Origin of the sequence: Bifidobacterium pseudolongum subsp. globosum (assembly GCF_000741295.1) — a bacterium.
In the GTDB taxonomy this organism is placed as follows: domain Bacteria; phylum Actinomycetota; class Actinomycetes; order Actinomycetales; family Bifidobacteriaceae; genus Bifidobacterium; species Bifidobacterium globosum.
In genome coordinates this window covers 1-18673 of sequence record NZ_JGZG01000004.1, presented here as the reverse complement: position 1 = coordinate 18673, position 18673 = coordinate 1, and the positions used below count along the sequence as shown (strand labels likewise).

At 63.8% G+C, this 18673-nt stretch carries 13 protein-coding genes and 1 pseudogene; 11 read left to right on the top strand and 3 right to left on the bottom strand.

Going from position 1 to position 18673, the window contains the following annotated elements:
* Window positions 1-134 precede the first annotated feature (134 nt).
* The 6 genes and pseudogenes from pgi to BPSG_RS01790 all read left to right on the top strand — a co-directional run bounded on the left by pgi (window position 135) and on the right by BPSG_RS01790 (window position 7170).
* Entirely contained in the window at window positions 135-1832 is a 1698-nt protein-coding gene (gene pgi / locus BPSG_RS01815) for a glucose-6-phosphate isomerase (protein WP_026643727.1), read from the top strand.
* Window positions 1833-2345: 513 nt separating this feature from the next.
* Window positions 2346-2711 (top strand): 50S ribosomal protein L19, encoded by a 366-nt coding sequence (gene rplS / locus BPSG_RS01810; RefSeq protein WP_022858343.1) that lies wholly within the window; start codon window positions 2346-2348, stop codon window positions 2709-2711.
* A gap of 591 nt (window positions 2712-3302) precedes the next feature.
* Window positions 3303-4019, top strand: coding sequence for a signal peptidase I (lepB, locus tag BPSG_RS01805; protein ID WP_080699249.1), 717 nt, complete (start codon window positions 3303-3305; stop codon window positions 4017-4019).
* A gap of 18 nt (window positions 4020-4037) precedes the next feature.
* On the top strand, window positions 4038-4811 hold the full coding sequence (locus BPSG_RS01800) for a ribonuclease HII (protein WP_026643726.1): 774 nt from the start codon (window positions 4038-4040) through the stop codon (window positions 4809-4811).
* A 90-nt stretch (window positions 4812-4901) separates the two neighbouring features.
* Window positions 4902-5710 (top strand): annotated as a pseudogene (locus BPSG_RS01795) (ABC transporter ATP-binding protein).
* Window positions 5707-7170 carry an FtsX-like permease family protein gene (locus tag BPSG_RS01790; protein WP_026643725.1) on the top strand — a complete coding sequence of 488 codons (1464 nt, stop codon included), beginning with the start codon at window positions 5707-5709 and terminating at the stop codon, window positions 7168-7170. Before BPSG_RS01795 ends, BPSG_RS01790 begins: the two are co-directional and overlap by 4 nt.
* On the opposite strand, the gene BPSG_RS01785 is transcribed toward BPSG_RS01790, so the two are convergent.
* Window positions 7167-8111, bottom strand: coding sequence for an AEC family transporter (locus BPSG_RS01785; protein WP_026643724.1), 945 nt, complete (start codon window positions 8109-8111; stop codon window positions 7167-7169). The genes BPSG_RS01790 and BPSG_RS01785 overlap by 4 nt on opposite strands.
* Before the next feature lie 192 nt (window positions 8112-8303).
* On the opposite strand from BPSG_RS01785, the gene dapE reads away from it, so the two are divergent.
* Both dapE and BPSG_RS01775 read left to right on the top strand, forming a co-directional pair.
* Window positions 8304-9461 carry a succinyl-diaminopimelate desuccinylase gene (gene dapE / locus BPSG_RS01780; protein WP_051592045.1) on the top strand — a complete coding sequence of 386 codons (1158 nt, stop codon included), beginning with the start codon at window positions 8304-8306 and terminating at the stop codon, window positions 9459-9461.
* 313 nt (window positions 9462-9774) lie between these two features.
* Window positions 9775-13050 carry an Rne/Rng family ribonuclease gene (locus BPSG_RS01775; protein ID WP_080699246.1) on the top strand — a complete coding sequence of 1092 codons (3276 nt, stop codon included), beginning with the start codon at window positions 9775-9777 and terminating at the stop codon, window positions 13048-13050.
* 215 nt (window positions 13051-13265) lie between these two features.
* Here BPSG_RS01775 and BPSG_RS01770 read toward each other — a convergent pair whose 3' ends face one another.
* Window positions 13266-14249, bottom strand: a complete 984-nt coding sequence (locus BPSG_RS01770; RefSeq protein ID WP_080699245.1) for a DUF559 domain-containing protein — start codon at window positions 14247-14249, stop codon at window positions 13266-13268.
* 504 nt (window positions 14250-14753) lie between these two features.
* Entirely contained in the window at window positions 14754-14954 is a 201-nt protein-coding gene (locus BPSG_RS08610) for a hypothetical protein (RefSeq protein ID WP_129865769.1), read from the bottom strand.
* On the opposite strand from BPSG_RS08610, the gene BPSG_RS01765 reads away from it, so the two are divergent.
* The 3 genes from BPSG_RS01765 to BPSG_RS08390 all read left to right on the top strand — a co-directional run.
* On the top strand, window positions 14944-15354 hold the full coding sequence (locus BPSG_RS01765) for a hypothetical protein (protein ID WP_051894167.1): 411 nt from the start codon (window positions 14944-14946) through the stop codon (window positions 15352-15354). The genes BPSG_RS08610 and BPSG_RS01765 overlap by 11 nt on opposite strands.
* Window positions 15355-16454: 1100 nt before the next feature.
* Entirely contained in the window at window positions 16455-18578 is a 2124-nt protein-coding gene (locus BPSG_RS01760) for a choice-of-anchor A family protein (RefSeq protein ID WP_034878953.1), read from the top strand.
* Window positions 18538-18673: helix-turn-helix domain-containing protein (locus BPSG_RS08390; protein WP_462138070.1), on the top strand; the 136-nt coding region annotated here is incomplete at its 3' end. The genes BPSG_RS01760 and BPSG_RS08390, both read left to right, overlap by 41 nt.

Below are 18673 nucleotides of genomic sequence, written 5' to 3'. Positions count from 1 at the left end.
CGGCGTGCGGCGGCACTGTCGCATTTCATGAGTAGTGTGGAATTTCGGTGAAGCGTTGCGAACGTGTGCGGAACATGCGTTGACACAGCCGCCGCAGCCGCGCTTTCCACCTGATGATGATGAAAGGACCAAATATGGCTATCAATCCGCCAGTTGACGCCACTCAGACCGAGGCATGGGCCAAGCTGCAGCGTCACTACGACGAGATGCAGTCCGAGGGCATCGACCTCAAGAAGTGGTTCGCGGACGACGAGAACCGCGTGGACGACCTCACGTTCGAAGCGGGCACGCTGCACTTCGATCTTTCCAAGAACCTGATCAAGCCGGAGACGCTGGAGCTCTTCGCCGAACTCGCCAACGAGGTCAACCTCGCCGAGCGCACCAAGCAGATGTACACCGGCGTGCACATCAACAACACCGAGGACCGCGCCGTGCTGCACACCGCGCTGCGCCGCCCGGCCGAAGACGAAGGCAAGTACATCGTGGACGGACAGGACACCGTCAAGGATGTGCGCGAGACCCTCGAGCGCATGTACGCGTTCGCGGAGAAGGTCCGTTCCGGCGAATGGAAGGGCGTGACCGGCAAGGAGATCGAAACCGTCGTCAACATCGGCATCGGTGGCTCCGACCTGGGTCCCGTCATGGCGTACGAGGCGCTCAAGCCGTTCGCCGACGCTGGCATCAAGGCCCGCTACGTTTCCAACATCGACCCCAACGACATCGCCGAGAAGACCCGCGACCTGGACCCGGAGACCACGCTGTTCGTCGTCGTCTCCAAGACCTTCGGCACCCTCGAGACCCTGACCAACGCCCGTGAGGCGCGCGCATGGCTCCTCGAGGAGCTCACCGCGAGCAACGCGATTGACGGCACCGAGGTCTCCAAGGCCGAAGCCATCGAAAAGCACTTCGTGGCCGTGTCCACGAACCTTGAGCGCGTCAAGGAGTTCGGCATTGACCCGACCAACGCGTTCGGCTTCTGGGATTGGGTCGGCGGCCGCTACTCCGTCGATTCCGCCGTCGGCCTCACGCTCGCCATCGTCTTCGGACCGGCGCGTTTCGAGGAGTTCCTCAACGGCTTCCACCAGATCGATGAATACTTCGCCAATACCCCGTTCGACAAGAACGTCGTGGTGCTCATGGGCATGCTCAACGTCTGGTACCGCAACTTCTTCAAGGTCGCCTCGCACGCCGTGCTGCCGTACGACCAGTACCTGCACCGCTTCCCGGCGTACCTGCAGCAGCTCACCATGGAGTCCAACGGCAAGTCCGTGCGTTGGGACGGCACGCCCGTCACCACCGAGACCGGTGAGATCTTCTGGGGCGAGCCCGGCACCAACGGCCAGCACGCGTTCTACCAGCTGATCCACCAGGGCACGCAGCTGATCCCGGCCGACTTCATCGCGTTCGCCAACACGCCGAACCCGCTCAAGGACGGCGACCAGGACATGCACGAGCTGCTGCTCGGCAACTACTTCGCGCAGACCAAGGCGCTCGCGTTCGGCAAGACCGCCGAAGAAGTGCGCGCCGAGGGCACGCCGGAAGAGATCGTCCCGGCCCGCGTGTTCACCGGCAACCGCCCGACCACGTCGATCTTCGGCGTGCGCCTCGACCCGTTCGCGCTCGGCGAGCTGATCGCGCTCTATGAGCACATCACGTTCGTCGAGGGCACCGTGTGGGGCCTCGATTCCTACGACCAGTGGGGCGTTGAGCTGGGCAAGCAGCTGGCCAAGGAGATCACCCCGGCGATCTCCGAAAGCGACGAAGCGCTCGCCGCGCAGGATGCCTCCACGCGCAGCCTGATCAACTTCTACCGCAAGGTGCGCGAGTTCTGATTCGCGTGTGCGGTTGACCGATGAGCCGTATTCGGCTGTTGGTCGCTGATCCGAGGGGCGTGCGGTCTGTTATGGACTGCGCGCCTCTTTGCTGTGGCTGCGGTGTGGGTGCAGATGGCTGTTGGCAGCTAGTGGATAGACACAGACTGCTGCCATGCGGGGGATTGGTGGCAGTCGGTGTCTGGACGGTAGACATCCACAACCATCTCGGCAGGGATTGGCGGCTGCTCGTGTCTGGACGGTAGACACAGACTGCTGTTGCATGGGGGCGCGGCGGCTGCTGGCGTCTAGGGTCAGCCATGGAAGGCCGCCACTGTTCATGGCCACGTGTACAATACCATCCGTTGTGCCGATGCGCGGGGCGCCGCATAGCCCAGTGCATCACAAGGTCCAGCCGAACCCTGACTTTCGGCGGATTGGCAGCCCGCGGGCCGAAGTGGTCCGCGACGATTCAGGCGCCTGCCCAGGGCGCCCCAACCACTGCGCTGATATGCGGCAGCGAGCGAGGGAACAATGGTTAACGCTATTGAAGCATTTGATGCGAAGCATCTGAAGGCCTCCGAGGAAATCCCGGACTTCCGCCCCGGTGACACCGTGGACGTGAACGTGAAGATCCAGGAAGGCAACAACTCCCGTATCCAGACGTTCACCGGCGTGGTCATCGCCCGTCAGGGTGCTGGTGTGCGCGAGACCTTCATCGTGCGCAAGATCAGCTTCGGCACCGGTGTCGAGCGCCGCTTCCCGCTGCACGCCCCCACGATCGACTCCATCAAGGTCGTCCGCCGTGGCAAGGTGCGCCGCGCCAAGCTCTACTACCTGCGCAACCTGCGCGGTAAGGCCGCCCGCATCGCCGAGCGCCGCGACAACTCCGCCAAGTGATATTCACACGGTAATTTGTAAGAAAGACCCCGGTTCGCCCGGGGTCTTTGCGTTTCCGCCGCCTGTGTGTGCTGGCCTGCGCGCAAGCCAAGTCCACTTAGCCTGTTTAGCCCACTTAATCTACTGGTCTGGTTGCATGTACCCGCATGACTTTCCTCGTCCCCCTTTCGACAAAAGTCATGTTTTGGGTTGCTTGGCATGACTTTTGTCGGGGAGTGCTTGACGAAGGTCGTGGCTAGGCCTGATCTGGCATATGCCGGCTGTGGCTTACAATGGCCTACGACTGCAGCCCATATATAAGGAGTCGGCATGAGCAATCACCACGCAGGGAACCCGCACCGGGCCCCGCATGCCGAAACCGGGCCCGCGCCGCGCCATACGAACCCGCATATGCCGCCCGCCGCGAGCGCGCACTTCTCCGCCACCCGCGCCGCTGACTCCGCCACCCCGGCCGTGCCGCGCCGCACGCCATTCCGCCTAACCGATGCTCGCCACCTCATCCAGCTGCGTGCGGGCACACCTCACACCCCGCATCACGCCGCGCCACCGCGCATGGGTTCCGCCACATCACGCCGCGCGATCAATCCGCACATGCCCGCCGCCTTGGCCGCACCGCTGCCGCAGACCCAGTCTGGCCCGGCCACCCCCACACCGACTGCGCACTTCCGGCACCGCGCCCCCACACCAACCCTTGCACCGTTTACGCTGCGCGACATCCTGCTGTGGTGCGTGCTGCCGGTGCTGGTCGTGCTGGGCCTGCGCCTGTTCGTGTTCGGCCTGTACGCGATCCCGTCCGGCTCGATGGAAAACACGATCATGCCCGGCGACCGCGTGATCACCACACACCTCTCGCCGCGCCCGATCGCGTTGCGGCGCGGTGATATCATCGTCTTCAAAGACCCCGCCAATTGGCTCGCAAACGAAGGCGCCACACACAACAGCGACCGCCTGATCAAACGACTGATCGGCCTGCCCGGCGACACGGTGGAGTGCGCGGGCAATGGCGCGCCGATCGTGATCAATGGCGTGCCGATCGACGAATCGGCGTATCTCAAACCGGGCGTGGAGCCGAGCCGCAGCGCGTTCGCGGTGACCGTGCCCGCCGGCCGCCTGTTTGTGCTCGGTGACAACCGCGCCAATTCCGCCGATTCGCGCGCGCACACCAACGACGGCGCGCAGGGCCTGGTGCCGGTCGGCGACGTGGAGGGCGTGGCGTTCATGCGCTACTGGCCGCTCAACCGCGTGGGTTGGCTCAGCGCGCACCACGACGTCTTCCGCGCCGTGCCCTCCCGCACACCAACCAGCTGACCCATCAAAAGAGGAACAATGAGCATTTCCGCAGTCCCCACATTCGATCTTGAGGAGTCGCTCGCGCGCGAAGGGTACAGCGTGATCGTCGGCTTCGACGAAGTCGGCCGCGGCAGCCTCGCCGGCCCTGTCATGGTGGGCGCGGCGGCGTTCCTCGCGCAGCGCCTGCCGCAGGCCGCGCGCAGCATGCCGCACTATCTGGCCGATTCGAAGATGCTCACCGAGCGCCGGCGCGAGGCGCTGTACGAACCGCTGCAGCAGTGGGCGGACGCGTGGGCGGTCGGCTCCGCCACGAGCGCGGAGATTGACGAGTGGGGCATCTCGCACGCGCTCGGCATCGCCGCACTGCGCGCACTCGACGCGGTGGAGCGCACGCTGTTCGGCGCATTCGCCGACGCCGCGGGCACGCCCGCCGCGGCCGCCGAACAGACCGAGCAGCCCACGCTTGTCGCCGACTGGGACGCCCGCATGCCGCGCGTCGGCGCGATCCTGGACGGCCCGAGCGACTACATCACCAAGGCGCTCGGCACGTTCGAGGCGCCGGCCGTGCCCGTGCCCGCGCACGTCGTCACGCAGGTCAAGGGCGACCAGCACTGCGGCTCCGTGGCGTGCGCGGCCGTGCTCGCGAAGGTCACACGCGACCGCCTGATGACCCAGCTCGCCGACTCCAACCCCGACTACGCGCGCTACGGCTGGGCGCACAACAAAGGCTACGGTTCGCCAGCACACAAGGCCGCCATCGCGCAATACGGCCCTTGTGACGAACACCGCACGAGCTGGAAGCTGCTCTGAGCCGCCCCTCGTTCTTGAGGATGAGCCCGCGCGCGCATTCATTCCCGCGCACGATACCCGCGCCGCCCGCCGGCTCATACAGTCGGAGGCATGAACACCACAGCACAACCGATCCTCACCGCCACCGACCTTACGATGGACTACGCCGCGCAGGCCGCCAAACCGCGCACTGCGCAAGACCAGGGCGCGTTCGCCCCGCACCCGCTCGCGCTCAACCGCGTCAACTTCACGCTGCACCCCGGCGAGACCGTGGCTGTGATGGGCCCCTCCGGCTCCGGCAAGTCCACGCTGCTGCACGCGCTCGCCGGCATCATCACGCCCACCGCCGGCACCGTGCAGTTCCGCGGCGCCAACCTCGCCGCCATGCCCGACGCCGAGCGCACCGCACTGCGCCGCAACGCGTTCGGCTTCGTCTTCCAGTCCGGCCAGTTGCTGCCCGAACTGCCCGCAGTGGAGAACATCGCGCTGCCGCTCATGCTCGGCGGTATGCCCTACGCGCAGGCCACATCGCAGGCCGTGCTGTGGCTCGAGCGCTTCGGCCTGCGCCCGCTGATGGCGCAACGCCCCGGTGAGATGAGCGGCGGCCAGATGCAACGCGTGGCCATCGCCCGCGCACTGAGCGTGAACCCGGCCATCATCTTCGCCGACGAGCCGACCGGCGCGCTCGACCAGACCACCGGCCATGCGGTGATGCGCCTGCTCATGGACGCCGCGCGCGCCAACAACGCGTCCGTCGTGCTCGTGACGCACGACCGAACGTGGCCGCCTACTGCTCGCACACCGTGCACATGCGCGACGGCATGATTACCGCCGCGCAGCCCACCCCGACAGCGCAAGCCGCACGCCAGGACCCCGCCCGCATGCCCATGCAGGCGCCATTGCAGGGAGGCGCACGATGAGCACATTCGCACTCTGGCGCCTGTTCCACCGCCCCGCCCGCGGTGTGCGCGGCTCCGACTCCGCCGACTCCACCACCATGCTCGCCGTGTTTGCATTCGCCGCAGCCACCGCGATCTTCCTCACCGTGCTCGGCGGTCTGCACGGCTTCATCTGGCGCGCCTCGCCCGACCATACAATCGCGTGCCTGCTCGACGAAAGCCACTGCAGCGCCACCGCGCTCGCCGCGCACAAGCACGTGATCGCCACAAGCGCAGCCGCCGCCGACCAAGCCAATTACGCCTCCACCTACATCATGCTCGCCCTGTTCGCGTGCCTGCTGCTGCTCGTGCCGTTCGCCGCGCTCGCCGGTCCGGCCGCGCGCCTGGCCGCATCCCGCCGCGACGCGCGCCTCGCCGCCCTGCGCCTCGCCGGCGCCACCACGGGCCAGGTCGTGCGCCTCACCGCGTTCGACTCCGCGCTGCAGGCGCTCGCCGGCGCACTGATCGGCATCGCCGGCTACTTCGCATTGATGCCGCTCATCATGCTGCTCACGTTCCAAAACCAGCATTTCACCTTCGCGCAATTGTGGGTGGGGCCGGTTGCGCTCGTGGCCACCGTGGCGGGCGTCACATTGCTTGCGCTCCTTTCCGCACTGCTCACGCTGCGGCGCGTGGCGATCACCCCGCTCGGTGTAAGCGCGCGCCAAGGCCAGCCGCTGCCCAGCAAGATCCGCCTGCTCATCTTCGCGGTCGCTGTGATCGGCGCGCTCGCCATCCTCTCGAACATGCAACTGATCAACGCCGGCACCGGCGCGATGATCGCCATCATCTTCGGCTTGATCGTCGGCTGCTTCGCGCTGATCAATCTGGTGGGCTCGTTCGCGGTCACAATCCGCGCCCGTTCCCGCGCACGCCGCCCCAGGAACGCCGCCACGATGATCGCCATGCGGCGCATCCTCGACAATCCCAAGCGCGCATGGCGCAACGTCTCGGGCATCGGCCTGGCCGTGTTCATCGCCGGCATCACCTCGGTGTGCTCGCTGTTCGGCTCGCTCGCCAGCGGAGACCCCAACTCGGCCGACGTGATCATGATGCGCGACATCGGCACGGGCGGCCTGCTCACCCTCGCGTTCGCCGGCGTGCTCGCGGCCGTCAGCTCGGGCGTCATGCAATCGGCCAGCGTGATTGACCAATCCAATGAATACAACATGCTGGTGCTCGAAGGCACCGACGAAGCCACCCTGCGCAAGGCGCGGTTCCAGGAGGTGCTCACTCCACTCAACACCGTGGTGCTGCTGGCCGGCATCTGCTCACTGCTGCTGCTCGCGCCGCTCGTGGGCAATGCGTTCACCCAGCCCGGCCCGCTCATCAGCTTCGTCGGGGGAGTGGCGCTGTGCTACGCGCTTGTGCTGGTGGGCGCGGTGGCCGCGAACCGCACCGCGGCGCGTCTGGCCTGTGTCACCGCCCGCGCCGACGACTAGCCGAGGGCGAGCGCGATCCCGGCGATCACCAGCGGGCTCACGATGGTGCTGACGAGGATGCAGTCGCGCGAAAACGCGACGCCCGCGTTGTAACTGGCGGCGTAATTGTAGACGTTCTGCCCGGTCGGCAGCGCGGCGAGCACGACGCACGCGTACAGCACGGGCCCGCGGAACCCCATGACCCAGTAGGCCATAGCGAAGGCCACGGCCGGCATCACCAGGTTTTTGAGCGCCACCACGGTCAGTGCGGCCGCGCGGCCCGACCTGCTGCCGAGCGGGCGCGCGCCGCGCAACGACATGCCGAACGCCATGAGGATCATCGGCACGGCCGCGTCGCCGATCATGCCGATCGGGTTGCGCACGAACGCCGGCACCACGTCGAACCCCACGCGCGCATTGATTGCCGAGACGACCACGCCGAGCACACTGCCGATCAGGATCGGCTGTCTGAGCGGCTGCAGCACCATCGCGCGCACGGAGACCGTGCCGCGCGTGGTGGCGTCGAGCGCCGCCAGCCCGGCGGGCATGAAGATGAGCCACTGCATCATCACGATCGGCACCACGAGGGCGGGATTGCCGAGGATGTACGTGGCGACCGGCAGCCCGATGTTGTTCGAGTTGAGATACAGTGCGCCGAGTGCGCCGATCGCCGCGTCGGGCGCGCGCAGGTGGAACCACAGCCGGTTGCACAGCAGGAACAGCGCGCCCACGGTGAGCGCGGCCACGAACGCCACCACAATCGAGGGGTGCAGGAGCGTGGTGAGCCGCTCGCGTGACAGGATGCTGAAGATCAGGCATGGCGTGGCCACGAAGAAGCTCATGCGGTTGAGCACCATCTGCGCCTGCGAGCCGCCCACACGCATGCGCGCGGCCACATACCCCACCGCGATCACGATGCCGATCACGGTGAATCCCTGCATCGCGTCCAACAATCCAGCCATGCCGCTCCTGTTGCTTTCCCGGCCCTGTTACTACCTGTGACTACCATATTGCGCAGATTCGATACTTCACACGGGAGATGCCACATGGCCACGCGAAACACCCAAACCAATCCCAAGAAATACCTGCCTTCTGCGCAGTCCAAGTCACTCGACATCGAGCCGCGCGAAATCGTGCTCGACCCGGCCGCCTCCATGCAGGACGGCCTTGACTCGCTGCTCGGCCAGATCATGGCCGTCTATTCGGTGAGCGACGCGGAGGGCCCGCTCACCGACCGCGTGGAGCGCTTCCTCAAGCGCTACCCGCACCTGCAGGTGCACCGCGACGGCGACACAATCGTGGCGTCCACCGATCTGGGGCGCAAGAACCGTGTGATTCTGGCCGGGCACCTCGACACGGTGCCGGTGCTCGATAACTTCCCGCCGAAGTGGCTCGCCCCCGGCGACCCGCTCATCGACAAGGACGTGGCCGAGATGTACCCGGGCACGCCGGTGATGTGGGGCCGCGGCGCCACCGACATGAAGGCCTCCGACGCGGTGCTGCTCTACCTCGCGGCCACGCTGACCGACTCGAAGGTGGACCTGACCTTCGTCTTCTATGACCACGAGGAGGTGGCCGCCGAATACAACGGTCTGGGCCGTGTCGTCGAAGACCACCCGGACTGGATCCAAGGCGATTTCGCGATCATCGGCGAACCCACGTCGTGCGGCATCGAGGCCGGCTGCAACGGCACAATGCGTTTCGACGTGATCGCGAACGGCGTGGCCGCGCATTCGGCCCGCGCATGGATGGGCGACAACGCGATCCACAAGGCCGCCGAGATCCTCAACCGCCTCGTCGCGCACAAGGACGAGGCCGTGGATGTGGACGGCCTCATCTACCAGGAGGGCCTTAACGCCACGCTGATCTCGGGCGGCAACGGCACCAACGTCATCCCGTCCGAATGCCGCGTGCACGTGAACTACCGCTTCGCACCCGACAAGACGCTCGCCGAGGCGAAGGCGCTCATGATCGGCGAAGGCGCCGAATCCGAGCTCGGCAACGGCGAGCACCCCGCCACCGGCGGCTTCTTCCACGGTTTCGACATCGAGATGCGCGACGAATCGCCGTCGGCGCGCCCGGGCATGAGCGATCCGCTCGTGCAGTCGCTCGTCAAACTCGTCGAGGAGCGCACCGGCCGCCAGCCGCTCGCCAAGCTCGGCTGGACCGACGTGGCGCGCTTTTCGCAGCTCGGCGTGCCGGCGGTGAATCTGGGCGCCGGCAGTCCGCTGCTCGCCCACAAAAACAACGAGCAAGTGCCGAATTCCGACCTGACGCTGATGGCCGGCATCCTCATCGACTGGCTCGACTGACGCACCGTGCGCGCCCGCGCCGCTACGCCCGTGAATGATTTTGCGTGGCGGCGCGGCATCGACCATGAGTTGTGCAATACTAGAGAGGGCGATATCTGCAACATCGCCCTCCATCCGACAGCGTTGATCCCCTCGCGACGAACTGCGTGATCAGTTTCGCGAGCGCCGGTGTCCGTTGCCGCATGATTTGACTTTTGGATTGCTTCCAGCGGGCGCCGTCACGGCGCGGCCATGGTGAGAGTATGGTGTGAGGCCGCATGGGGCCAGGACGAGTGCGCCAAGATTGCAGCACGGCGCCACCAGTAGGAGCATTGTGCCCGAACAGACAGAACAGGGTTTTGAGCCACTCGAAACCGCATCGAATACCGATTCCTCATCAACCAACGAGCAGCCGGCCGCACCACGCCGCCGCCGTACAGGCCGCCGAGTAGTGCGCGGGGCCGGTGCCGCCGGCGCCACGGTGGAGCTCAAAGTGGAGGAGCACGGCCCGCTTTTCAAGGAACCTCCCACCGCACTGCCCGCGTCGAAGCCGGTGCACGCACTGACCGCGGCGCCTGCCGCGAAGGGGGACAAGGCTGAGGCTTCGGCCGCCGAGCAGGATGAGCCCGCGCGCAAGACGACGCGTTCGCGCCGCCGTTCCACTGCCGGCGAAACCGACGAGGCAGCCGAGACGCCACGCCGCACGCGCCGCCGTAGCACCACCAAGGCCGCAGCGGCCGCGGATGAAGGCGCTGAGGCCGTTGAGCACGCGGGAGACGCCACGCCTGAGACGGTCGAAGAGCCGGTACGCGCCACGCGCCGTCGCCGCACAGCCTCCGCGCCGGAGCCGAGCGAAGCCAGCCGCGCAGCCGATGCGCTCGATGCACTTGGCGATGACGCGCCGGCCGAGTCCGAGGAGCATGAGACGCACCAGTCGCGACGTCACCATGCATCGTCGCGCCCCATGACGTCGTTGCTGTTCCAAGAGCCCGTCATTCCGCAGCGCCCCAAGCATGCCGATGACGACGCGGACGACGCTGCCGAATCTGGCGAGTCCAACGGACCGGCCGACGAGCACGACGAGCCCACCACGCGCCGCCGCCGTCGCACGCGCGGCCGCAAGGGCGACGAGTCGGCCGAAACCACCAAGCCAGCCGCCGGCGAATCCCGGCGTGGCCGCCGCCGGTCGCCGGTCGATTATGACGCCGATTTCGACGACGTGGAAGACGTCAGCGAGTCCACGTCGCGCCGCCGCTCCAACCGCCGCATGAACGCGCAGGAACGCCGCGCAGCCGCCGAAGTGGAGCAGATCGAAGAGGATCTGGTGCTCGACGACATCACGTATGCGCCGATCGACGAGGCGATCGCCCGCAACGCCAAGCGCAAGCGCAAGCATGAGAACGACGAAGAGGCCGAGGCCATCGTGGAAGCAGACCTCAACAGCGGCAGCGAGGAGGGCGAGGACGGCGAGCCGACCGTGCGCCGTCGCCGCCGTCGCCGCCGCGCCGACCACGAGTCCGCCGAGGAGCAGCAGAACGAGGAGACCACCGAGTCTAGCTCCGAAGACGACGAGGAGACCACGGTCACGCGCCGTCGTCGCCGCCGCCGCAACGGCAAGAACGCGGAGGAGGAGACCACAACCCGCCGCTCGCGCAAGCAGCAGTACATCGACGAAATCGCCGATGTGGAGGGCTCCACGCGCCTCGAGGCGAAGAAGCAGCGCCGCCGCGATAACCGCCGCGAGCGCAGCCGCCAGAACCAGCTGCTCGAGCAGGACTTCCTGGCGCGCCGCGAAAACGTGGACCGCCTGATGGTGGTGCGCCAGCGCGACCGCCACACGCAGATCTCCGTGCTCGAAGACAACGTGCTCGTGGAGCATTACGTCTCCGATATCCAGGAAGTCGCCACGGTGGGCAACATCTACCTGGGCCGCGTGCAGAACGTGTTGCCGAGCATGGAAGCCGCGTTCGTCGACATTGGCCAGGCGCGCAACGGCGTGCTGTATGCGGGCGAGGTGAACTGGGATTCCACGCGCCTCGACGGCCAGCCGCGCCGCATCGAACTCGCGTTCCGCTCCGGCGACCCGGTGCTCGTGCAGGTCACCAAGGACCCGATCGGCCACAAGGGCGCGCGCCTGACGAGCCAGGTGACGCTCGCCGGCCGCTTCCTGGTGCTCGTGCCGTCCGGTGGCATGACGGGTGTGAGCCGCAAGCTCAGCAGCCGTGAGCGCAGCCGCCTCAAGTCGATCGTCTCGAAGATCTCGCCGAAAGACATGGGCGTCATCATCCGCACCGCGGCCGAAGGCGCGTCGGAGGAGGCGATCACCAAGGATCTGGAGATGCTCACCCACCAGTGGGAGCAGATCCAGTCCAAGCTCGAGGAGTTCCGCCATGGCAAGCGCCCGAAGCTTCTGCAGGGCGAGCCCGACATGGCGATCCGCGTGGTGCGCGACATCTTCAACGACGACTTCCGCAAGATGATCGTGGAGGGCGATGGCGTGTACACGCGCATCGAGGAATACCTCGAGACCATGGCCCCCGACCTGCGCGAGAAGCTGGAGAAGTGGGACCCGGCCGAGCATGAGGGCAAGGATGTGTTCGACAAGTGGCAGATCGACTCGCAGCTGCGCAAGGGCATGGAACGCCAAGTGTACCTGCCGAGTGGCGGCTCGATCGTCATCGACCGCACCGAGGCCATGACCACGATCGATGTGAACACCGGCCGCTTCATCGGCAAGGGCAAGTCGCTCGAAGAGACCGTGACCCGCTGCAACCTTGAGGCGAGCGAAGAGATCGCACGCCAGCTGCGCCTGCGCGACATCGGCGGCATGATCATGATCGACTACGTCGACATGGTGATGCCTTCGAACCGCGATCTGGTGCTGCGCCGCCTGCTCGAATGCCTGGCGCGCGACCGCACCAAGCACCAGGTGGCCGAGGTCACGTCGCTTGGCCTGGTGCAGATGACGCGCAAGCGCATCGGTCAGGGCCTTGTGGAGGCGTTCTCCGAGGAATGCCCGGCGTGCAAGGGCCGTGGGTTCATTGTGCACGACGAACCCACGATCTCCAAGGAATACGACGACCCGTACGCGCTCAAAGGTGGCGACCCGTTCGTGAAGACCAACAAGCATGGCCATGGCACGGAAGCCCATGCCGTGCATGCGCCCAAGGGGTCTTCCGCCGCGGTGCGCGCCAAGCTCGCGCAGATCGCGGCCGCGGCCGTGGCGGCGAACAACGCCGAAGAGGTCGCCGAAGACGCCGCCAAGCAGGCTGAGGAACTCGAGGTGCAGATCGAACACATCGAGGAAACCGCCGAAGCCGAGCAGATCAAGGCCACCGAGGCCGCAGTGGATGCCGAAGGCGATGCCAAGGTTGCCGCGGCCGCCGAGGAATCAGCAGAGTCTGAGGGCGCCGAGACCGCTGAGCCCACTGTGGAGCCAGAAGCCGCGGAAACCGCAGATGAAACGATTGTGGATGCTTCTGATGCCAACGCCGAGGAAGCGGCAGCAGCACAGCCGGCCACCAAATCCGTAGCCGAGGAAGCGGAATCGCAGCCGGATGCGGAATCCACCGAGCATTCGTCCGAATCCGAGGCCGAAACCGCCGAGTAACGCGCCTGACTAATGCATCAAGGGCTCTGAACGCTGCAAATATCGCGTTCAGAGCCCTTTGTGTTGTCTATCTCGCTTATGAGAGTGCCCTAATCGGTCTACCCTCGAGTATGACCTCTGTGAAATGCCGTCATTTCACCAATTCTGTGGCCCCATACTTGGGGGTGGCCAGATTAGGGCACTCTCGTAAGCGAGATAGGTTCTGGAAAGGGGTATTAGGCCGCCGTTTTCCAGAGTGAGCGGCGCCGATCGGCCAGCTGTTCAAGGGTGAAAGGCGTTGTCCGCAGATAGTTGACGCCTGTCCGATCCTCGATGTGCCGGGCCACCACTTCCGCCACCATGCGTTGCCCGTTTTCGGAGTGCATACTGCCGTTCACCACCTGCACATAGTCCCATCCGGCCGATTCGATGCGTAACCGCCGCTGTGCATCGGCCTCCCACTGGAGCTCATGGTGTTTTCCGTCATATTCCACATCCACTTGCGCCTTCACGAAGGCGATGTCCATGAAGACCACGCCACCATCCGGCAGTTGCACCATGTGGTTCACCGTGGGGCGTGGCAGGCCGTGGCGCTCCAGCATCAGCCGCAGCCGCGTCTCGGTGGAAGAATCTGTATGCTCCTGCATCAGCACCAATGCTTTGCGGCATGCCGTTATGCCTCGGGGCGCCCGCGTCCGGCCGCTGCGCGGATTGCGGGCGCAGTGCCCAATATGCACGAGCATGTCTTCAAAGTCTTGCAACGTGTAGCGTTCGTGGAGCACGTTGCGCCGCAGCAGGGCGTCTCCCAACACCACCAATTCCTCCAGACTGAGCCGCGTGGCGAAAAGGAACCACGTGAATATGGGCGTGGTGCAGGTGATTCCGGGCGCCACCTCCACCGTGTCCAACGGCACGCCGCTCGCAAAGAACGCGTAGGGGAGCCCCGCCGATTTGGCGCGCTTGCGCCGATTGCCGCGTACATGGTCCCTCGGCTTGTATTCGTCCGGACCCACGGCAACCTGCAGCACGCCTTCGCCCAGACGTGGATGCTTGCGCACATCGATGGCCGGTACCTCAATGCCTTGGAGCAACAATGCCGTGGTGAGGGTGAACACGCACGCGCATTGCCGTTGGCAAAGGCTCTCGGCTTCTTGGCAACATTGTCTGCGGTCGCTTGCACGCTGGCTCAGCTCATCCAGCGATATGGATTCGTTCTTCATGGCTCACGGGTGTTTAGGCCCCAATGGGGGCATGTCGAACGCCGTGTGTGTCGAACCGCAGCTGACGCATGTGTGGGATCCTGGGCTGGGGCTGCTGTTCCATATGGGAGGGTTGGCGATGTTGATGTTGTATTCATGACCGCGACTATAAAGGTTTTGAACTGTAACCACCGCAGGTTTGGCGGAAAATGTGGATAAGTGGACGACACGCCACCTATCCACAAGCACTGAATCGGGTCTCGCGGACGAAAGCCATGGTTTGGGTGGCTGAAGATGACAATGCTCTGAAAGAGGGATGCAGGAAGGGGAGGAGAATAGGGGATACAGGCGAGGGTGCCCGCGTGCCCTGAAAACCAACTCGCCGACTGATCTGGGTACCGCGCACTGCCGCAATCATGCGCACGGCATGTGGGTGGACTACCGCACTGTGCGAGCGACGTTGCGGCAGCGCACGGTACTCATAGTGTGCAATACGCGTGGCAATTATGCAGACAGCCGGCATATTCACAGACTATGGTCGGCTTCGGGTGAATACTGCGTGGTGGGCGGCGTGCGGGTGACGACGCCCGCGCGCACCGCCGCCGTCTGCGCGAACAGCATGCAGTTCATGGCGGCGATGGAGGTCATGTGCTGCGCGTTGCGCAACGGCACCAGCAGCACGGAGATCATCGCATGCGCCACGCGCGAAGGACTGATGAACGCCAACGCGCAGAGCGTGTTCCGTTTCGCCACGCCGTTCGCGGAAAACGGCGGTGAGGCGAGGGCGCTCGCCGCGATGATCCTGTGCGGGTTCGAGCCGCCCGCTCAGCAGGTGGAATTCGTGGACCCGCAGACGGGCAAACGGTACCGCGTCGATTTTCTGTGGCGCACGGGCGATGGGTGGATTGTTGTGGTCGAGCTCGACGGGCTCGTGAAATACAGGGATCCGCAGATGATGGACGGCCGCACGCTGGGCGGTGTGATCGACGATGAACGCGAACGCAGCGAGGGGCTCAAGCGTGCGGGCGTGGACGTGATTGTGTGCATCCAGATGGACGATCTGCACGACTTGGAAGGTCTGAAGCAGCGGCTGGCGAGGGCCGGTGTGCCACTGCGACGCAGGTAGCTGCTGGCGGCCAGCCGGGTTTGCGTGCTGCGTTGGCGGGTTTGCGTCGTGCCTTAGTGCAGTATGCGCCGAAGCTGCACGGATAGGCAGGTAAATCCGTCGTGCGTTGGTGTCTACGGCACTGAAGCTACACGGATGATGGGGTATGATGTGAAGCGCTAGTTCGGCATGCATCGATGTGTCGATCTACTCGTTTATCTTGGGGCTCCCGTGGCAATACAGGGAGACCCAAGAGGTTTTGGGACTCTGAAGGGTTTTGGATACTGGGGATTTCGCCCTAATCTGGTGGGGGGGAGACGTAGAGGTTTCTTGCAGGGGCTGTGAAGACAGTGGAACTGCAGGCCGCGGGTGCCTACAGTACAACACGGAGACAATGGCCAAGGGGCATACACCCCTAGCGGCTCCTTGGTGGAGGGGTATGCGAGGTGCGCGGCAACGGGCACGCATTGCCGCCGTCTCACTCTCCCGGAAACAGTGTCTGCGCCAATGGGGGTGCAGACACTGTTTCCATATCTCTGCTGCGGCTTTGATTGAGCCAATGAAGCTCCTGCGGTTACGGCGCGTACATGGGTATGAATACGTATTCAAATACAGGCTCTCGGCTGGGATTCGCCCGTGCGCCTGTTGCGGCATGAGAGAGCAAACACGGTTCTGGTGGCTTAACTGTGAAGAGTTGGCGCGAATCTGCGCGTACCTACGGCGGCGGTAGCCGGGAACACTTGGGTGGATTGTGAAATCTTCGTGAGGAATCAGAGAATTGGTTGATGTTCCTGAGATTGTTGTGCTGTAATTGTTCATTGCACTTTGGGGTGTTTTCGATGACATTCTGAAGCCTCCTACGAAACGCCGATGCAAACGTTTGAGCAGTGTGCCTTAAGCGATTCAGCACCTGCGGGATGCGTGCATTTTATCCAGCTTCGGGTAAAATGCAGTACATATACAAAAACGACGGTGTTGCCAATCGGTTAGAGGAGGGATGTGACTGCGAAGGATTGCAGCCGGAATCACCGCGGCATCCAGCCGAGCGCAATGCCATGAGAACTTTAGAGAAGCGTCTCGATCTGCCTGATCGGGAGAACAGAGCAAAAGGGGAAGGACCTATGAGGATGAAACATGGGAGCGACCGCGGGCCGACCATATCGATGAAGCCCCGTTTGCTCGCTGCGTTCACGGCGGTAGCGATGATGTTCGCCACCGCCGTTCCCGCGTTGCTGCCGAGGACCGCCCAGGCGGCCGAAGCGGGTATCTGCACGCCGCAGGACATCACGATGGGTGATAACACTTCGAACGCGCAGACTGATGATGGCATCGCCACTTGGGTCGGCCGTAACATGTATGTAGGCGCTCCAGATGGAAAGACATCATTTAGAGAAGGTAACGCTCCAGATAAATCCTATGCGGTTGAGGCTGAAGGCCTGACTCTTGTCAATGGAAAACTCGCCATAAACTCAACCAAGACCAGCTGGAGCCAAAAAGGCTTCCGTTTTGGTATCGTCGGCTTTGGTGCGCAGTATCGTCCTGGAACAGGTAGCGACACGCTTGTGGTGGGTGGTAATAGCACAGACATTACGCTGACGGATTCAGACGGGCAGAGCACCAATGTATTGGGCTGGGGGCAGTTGGGGCGTGGCTGGATTGGCACGACCAACAGCGAGGAGTCTGAGTACAATGCACAAATCGTCGGCCGTGAGTCCGCGGTGATGGCACCTGTTGCGAGTACCACTATCTATTTGAAGAATACCGCAGCAACGCCGCCATATATTCATGCGTGGTATGTTGGCGGAGGCAATATTACGGACTGGAATAGTCGCCCTCGAATGTACCGGGTTACCGATGAGTGGGTAGCGTATACTTTCCCCACCACGGCGAAGATTGGTTTCCAGTTTGATAATGGTGCTCAATTCTCTACTGATGGTACAGAACTGGCATGGACGGTTGATAACGGTAATGAACGGGCAGGAACTCCGTCTGCAGTCAAATCGTTGTACAGCACTAGCTCGGGCAGCGTGGTCTATTGGAACCAGAACAATCCGTTGAAGACCGTTACTCTGAATGGCAACCAGCATGATTACAGTGGCAACACGCAGACCATTACCGAGCTTTCTGATATGTTGGGGGCTATTCCTGCGCAGGAGACCTCTACAGTCACTGTGAACCAGACCGCGCCTTCTACTGAAAGCCAGTATGGCTATGTTCGAGACAAGTACAATTCCGGACATAGCCGGTCAGGAAACAATCAGACGATTTACATTGGCGTCAAGATGACGTTCAATGATTCGAACTACAAAGAGAAGATGATCACCTTCGACGGCGGTGGGGCGGCCAACCAGAATTCCACAATCGTGTTCGATGTGAATGCATCCGATCTCAACAGTGATGGCGCAAATGGTCTGGTGTTCAACTTCCAGAACATCAAGGAAGGCGCATCGGTCGTTGTCAATGTCAAAGGGAATCAGTCAATCGATTTCCACAATGGTTGGCGCTTCTGGTGGAACGGCGAGGAAATCGGCAACGGCTACGCCAAACTCGCGTCTGAAGCGAAGCAGAAAGCCTACAATCAGGCCTCGCAGTCCATTTTGTGGAACTTTGCGCAGACACCCAAGCTCACCATCCGTGGTGGCGTACTGACCAATGGGCAAGCGGTGCGCTGGGCAAATGCCGGCCCTCTTGGTGTTACGGATATCTCCACTACGGTGGACGACGACCCGGCCGCAGCCATGATTGGTTCCATCCTCGTGCCACGTGGCTCGTTCGAGGACCATGTCACGACCAACGGCCGAGTGTGGGTTGGTCAGGATTTCATGATGTACAACCCGAAATTTGCTGTGAATTTCCCCGATGGAATTGGCGAAGGCAATTCCTCATCTGTCATCGATATGGATCAGGAACGCCACAACTTCCCGTGGAAGGGCTCGCTGCGCAGCGAATGCTCCACCATTAGCTGGACCAAGGTCGATGAAAGCGGCAATACGCTCGCAGGCTCCACGTGGGGCGTCTATAAGAACGTGCAGGATGCCGTTGCGGAACAGAACGCCCTTTACCCTGCGGTCAAGGACAATGACCCCCCATCCGGCGACTGGAACCCAGGGCGAATTCTAGTGGTCGTTGCAACACCATCGAGAGTCGGAGGTTGCAGCGATGGCATACGAGTTCGAGGGCGTGCAGTACGGGAAGCTTCGAGACATGCAGGAGGCCCGGCGCGCCCGGTATGTGCAGCTGCTTGAGGAAGGACTGAACTTCACCCAGGCAGCGCACGCGGTCGGCGTCTCCAAGCGCACGGGAAAGGTGTGGCGCAACGGGCGAACCCGTCGAACGGACG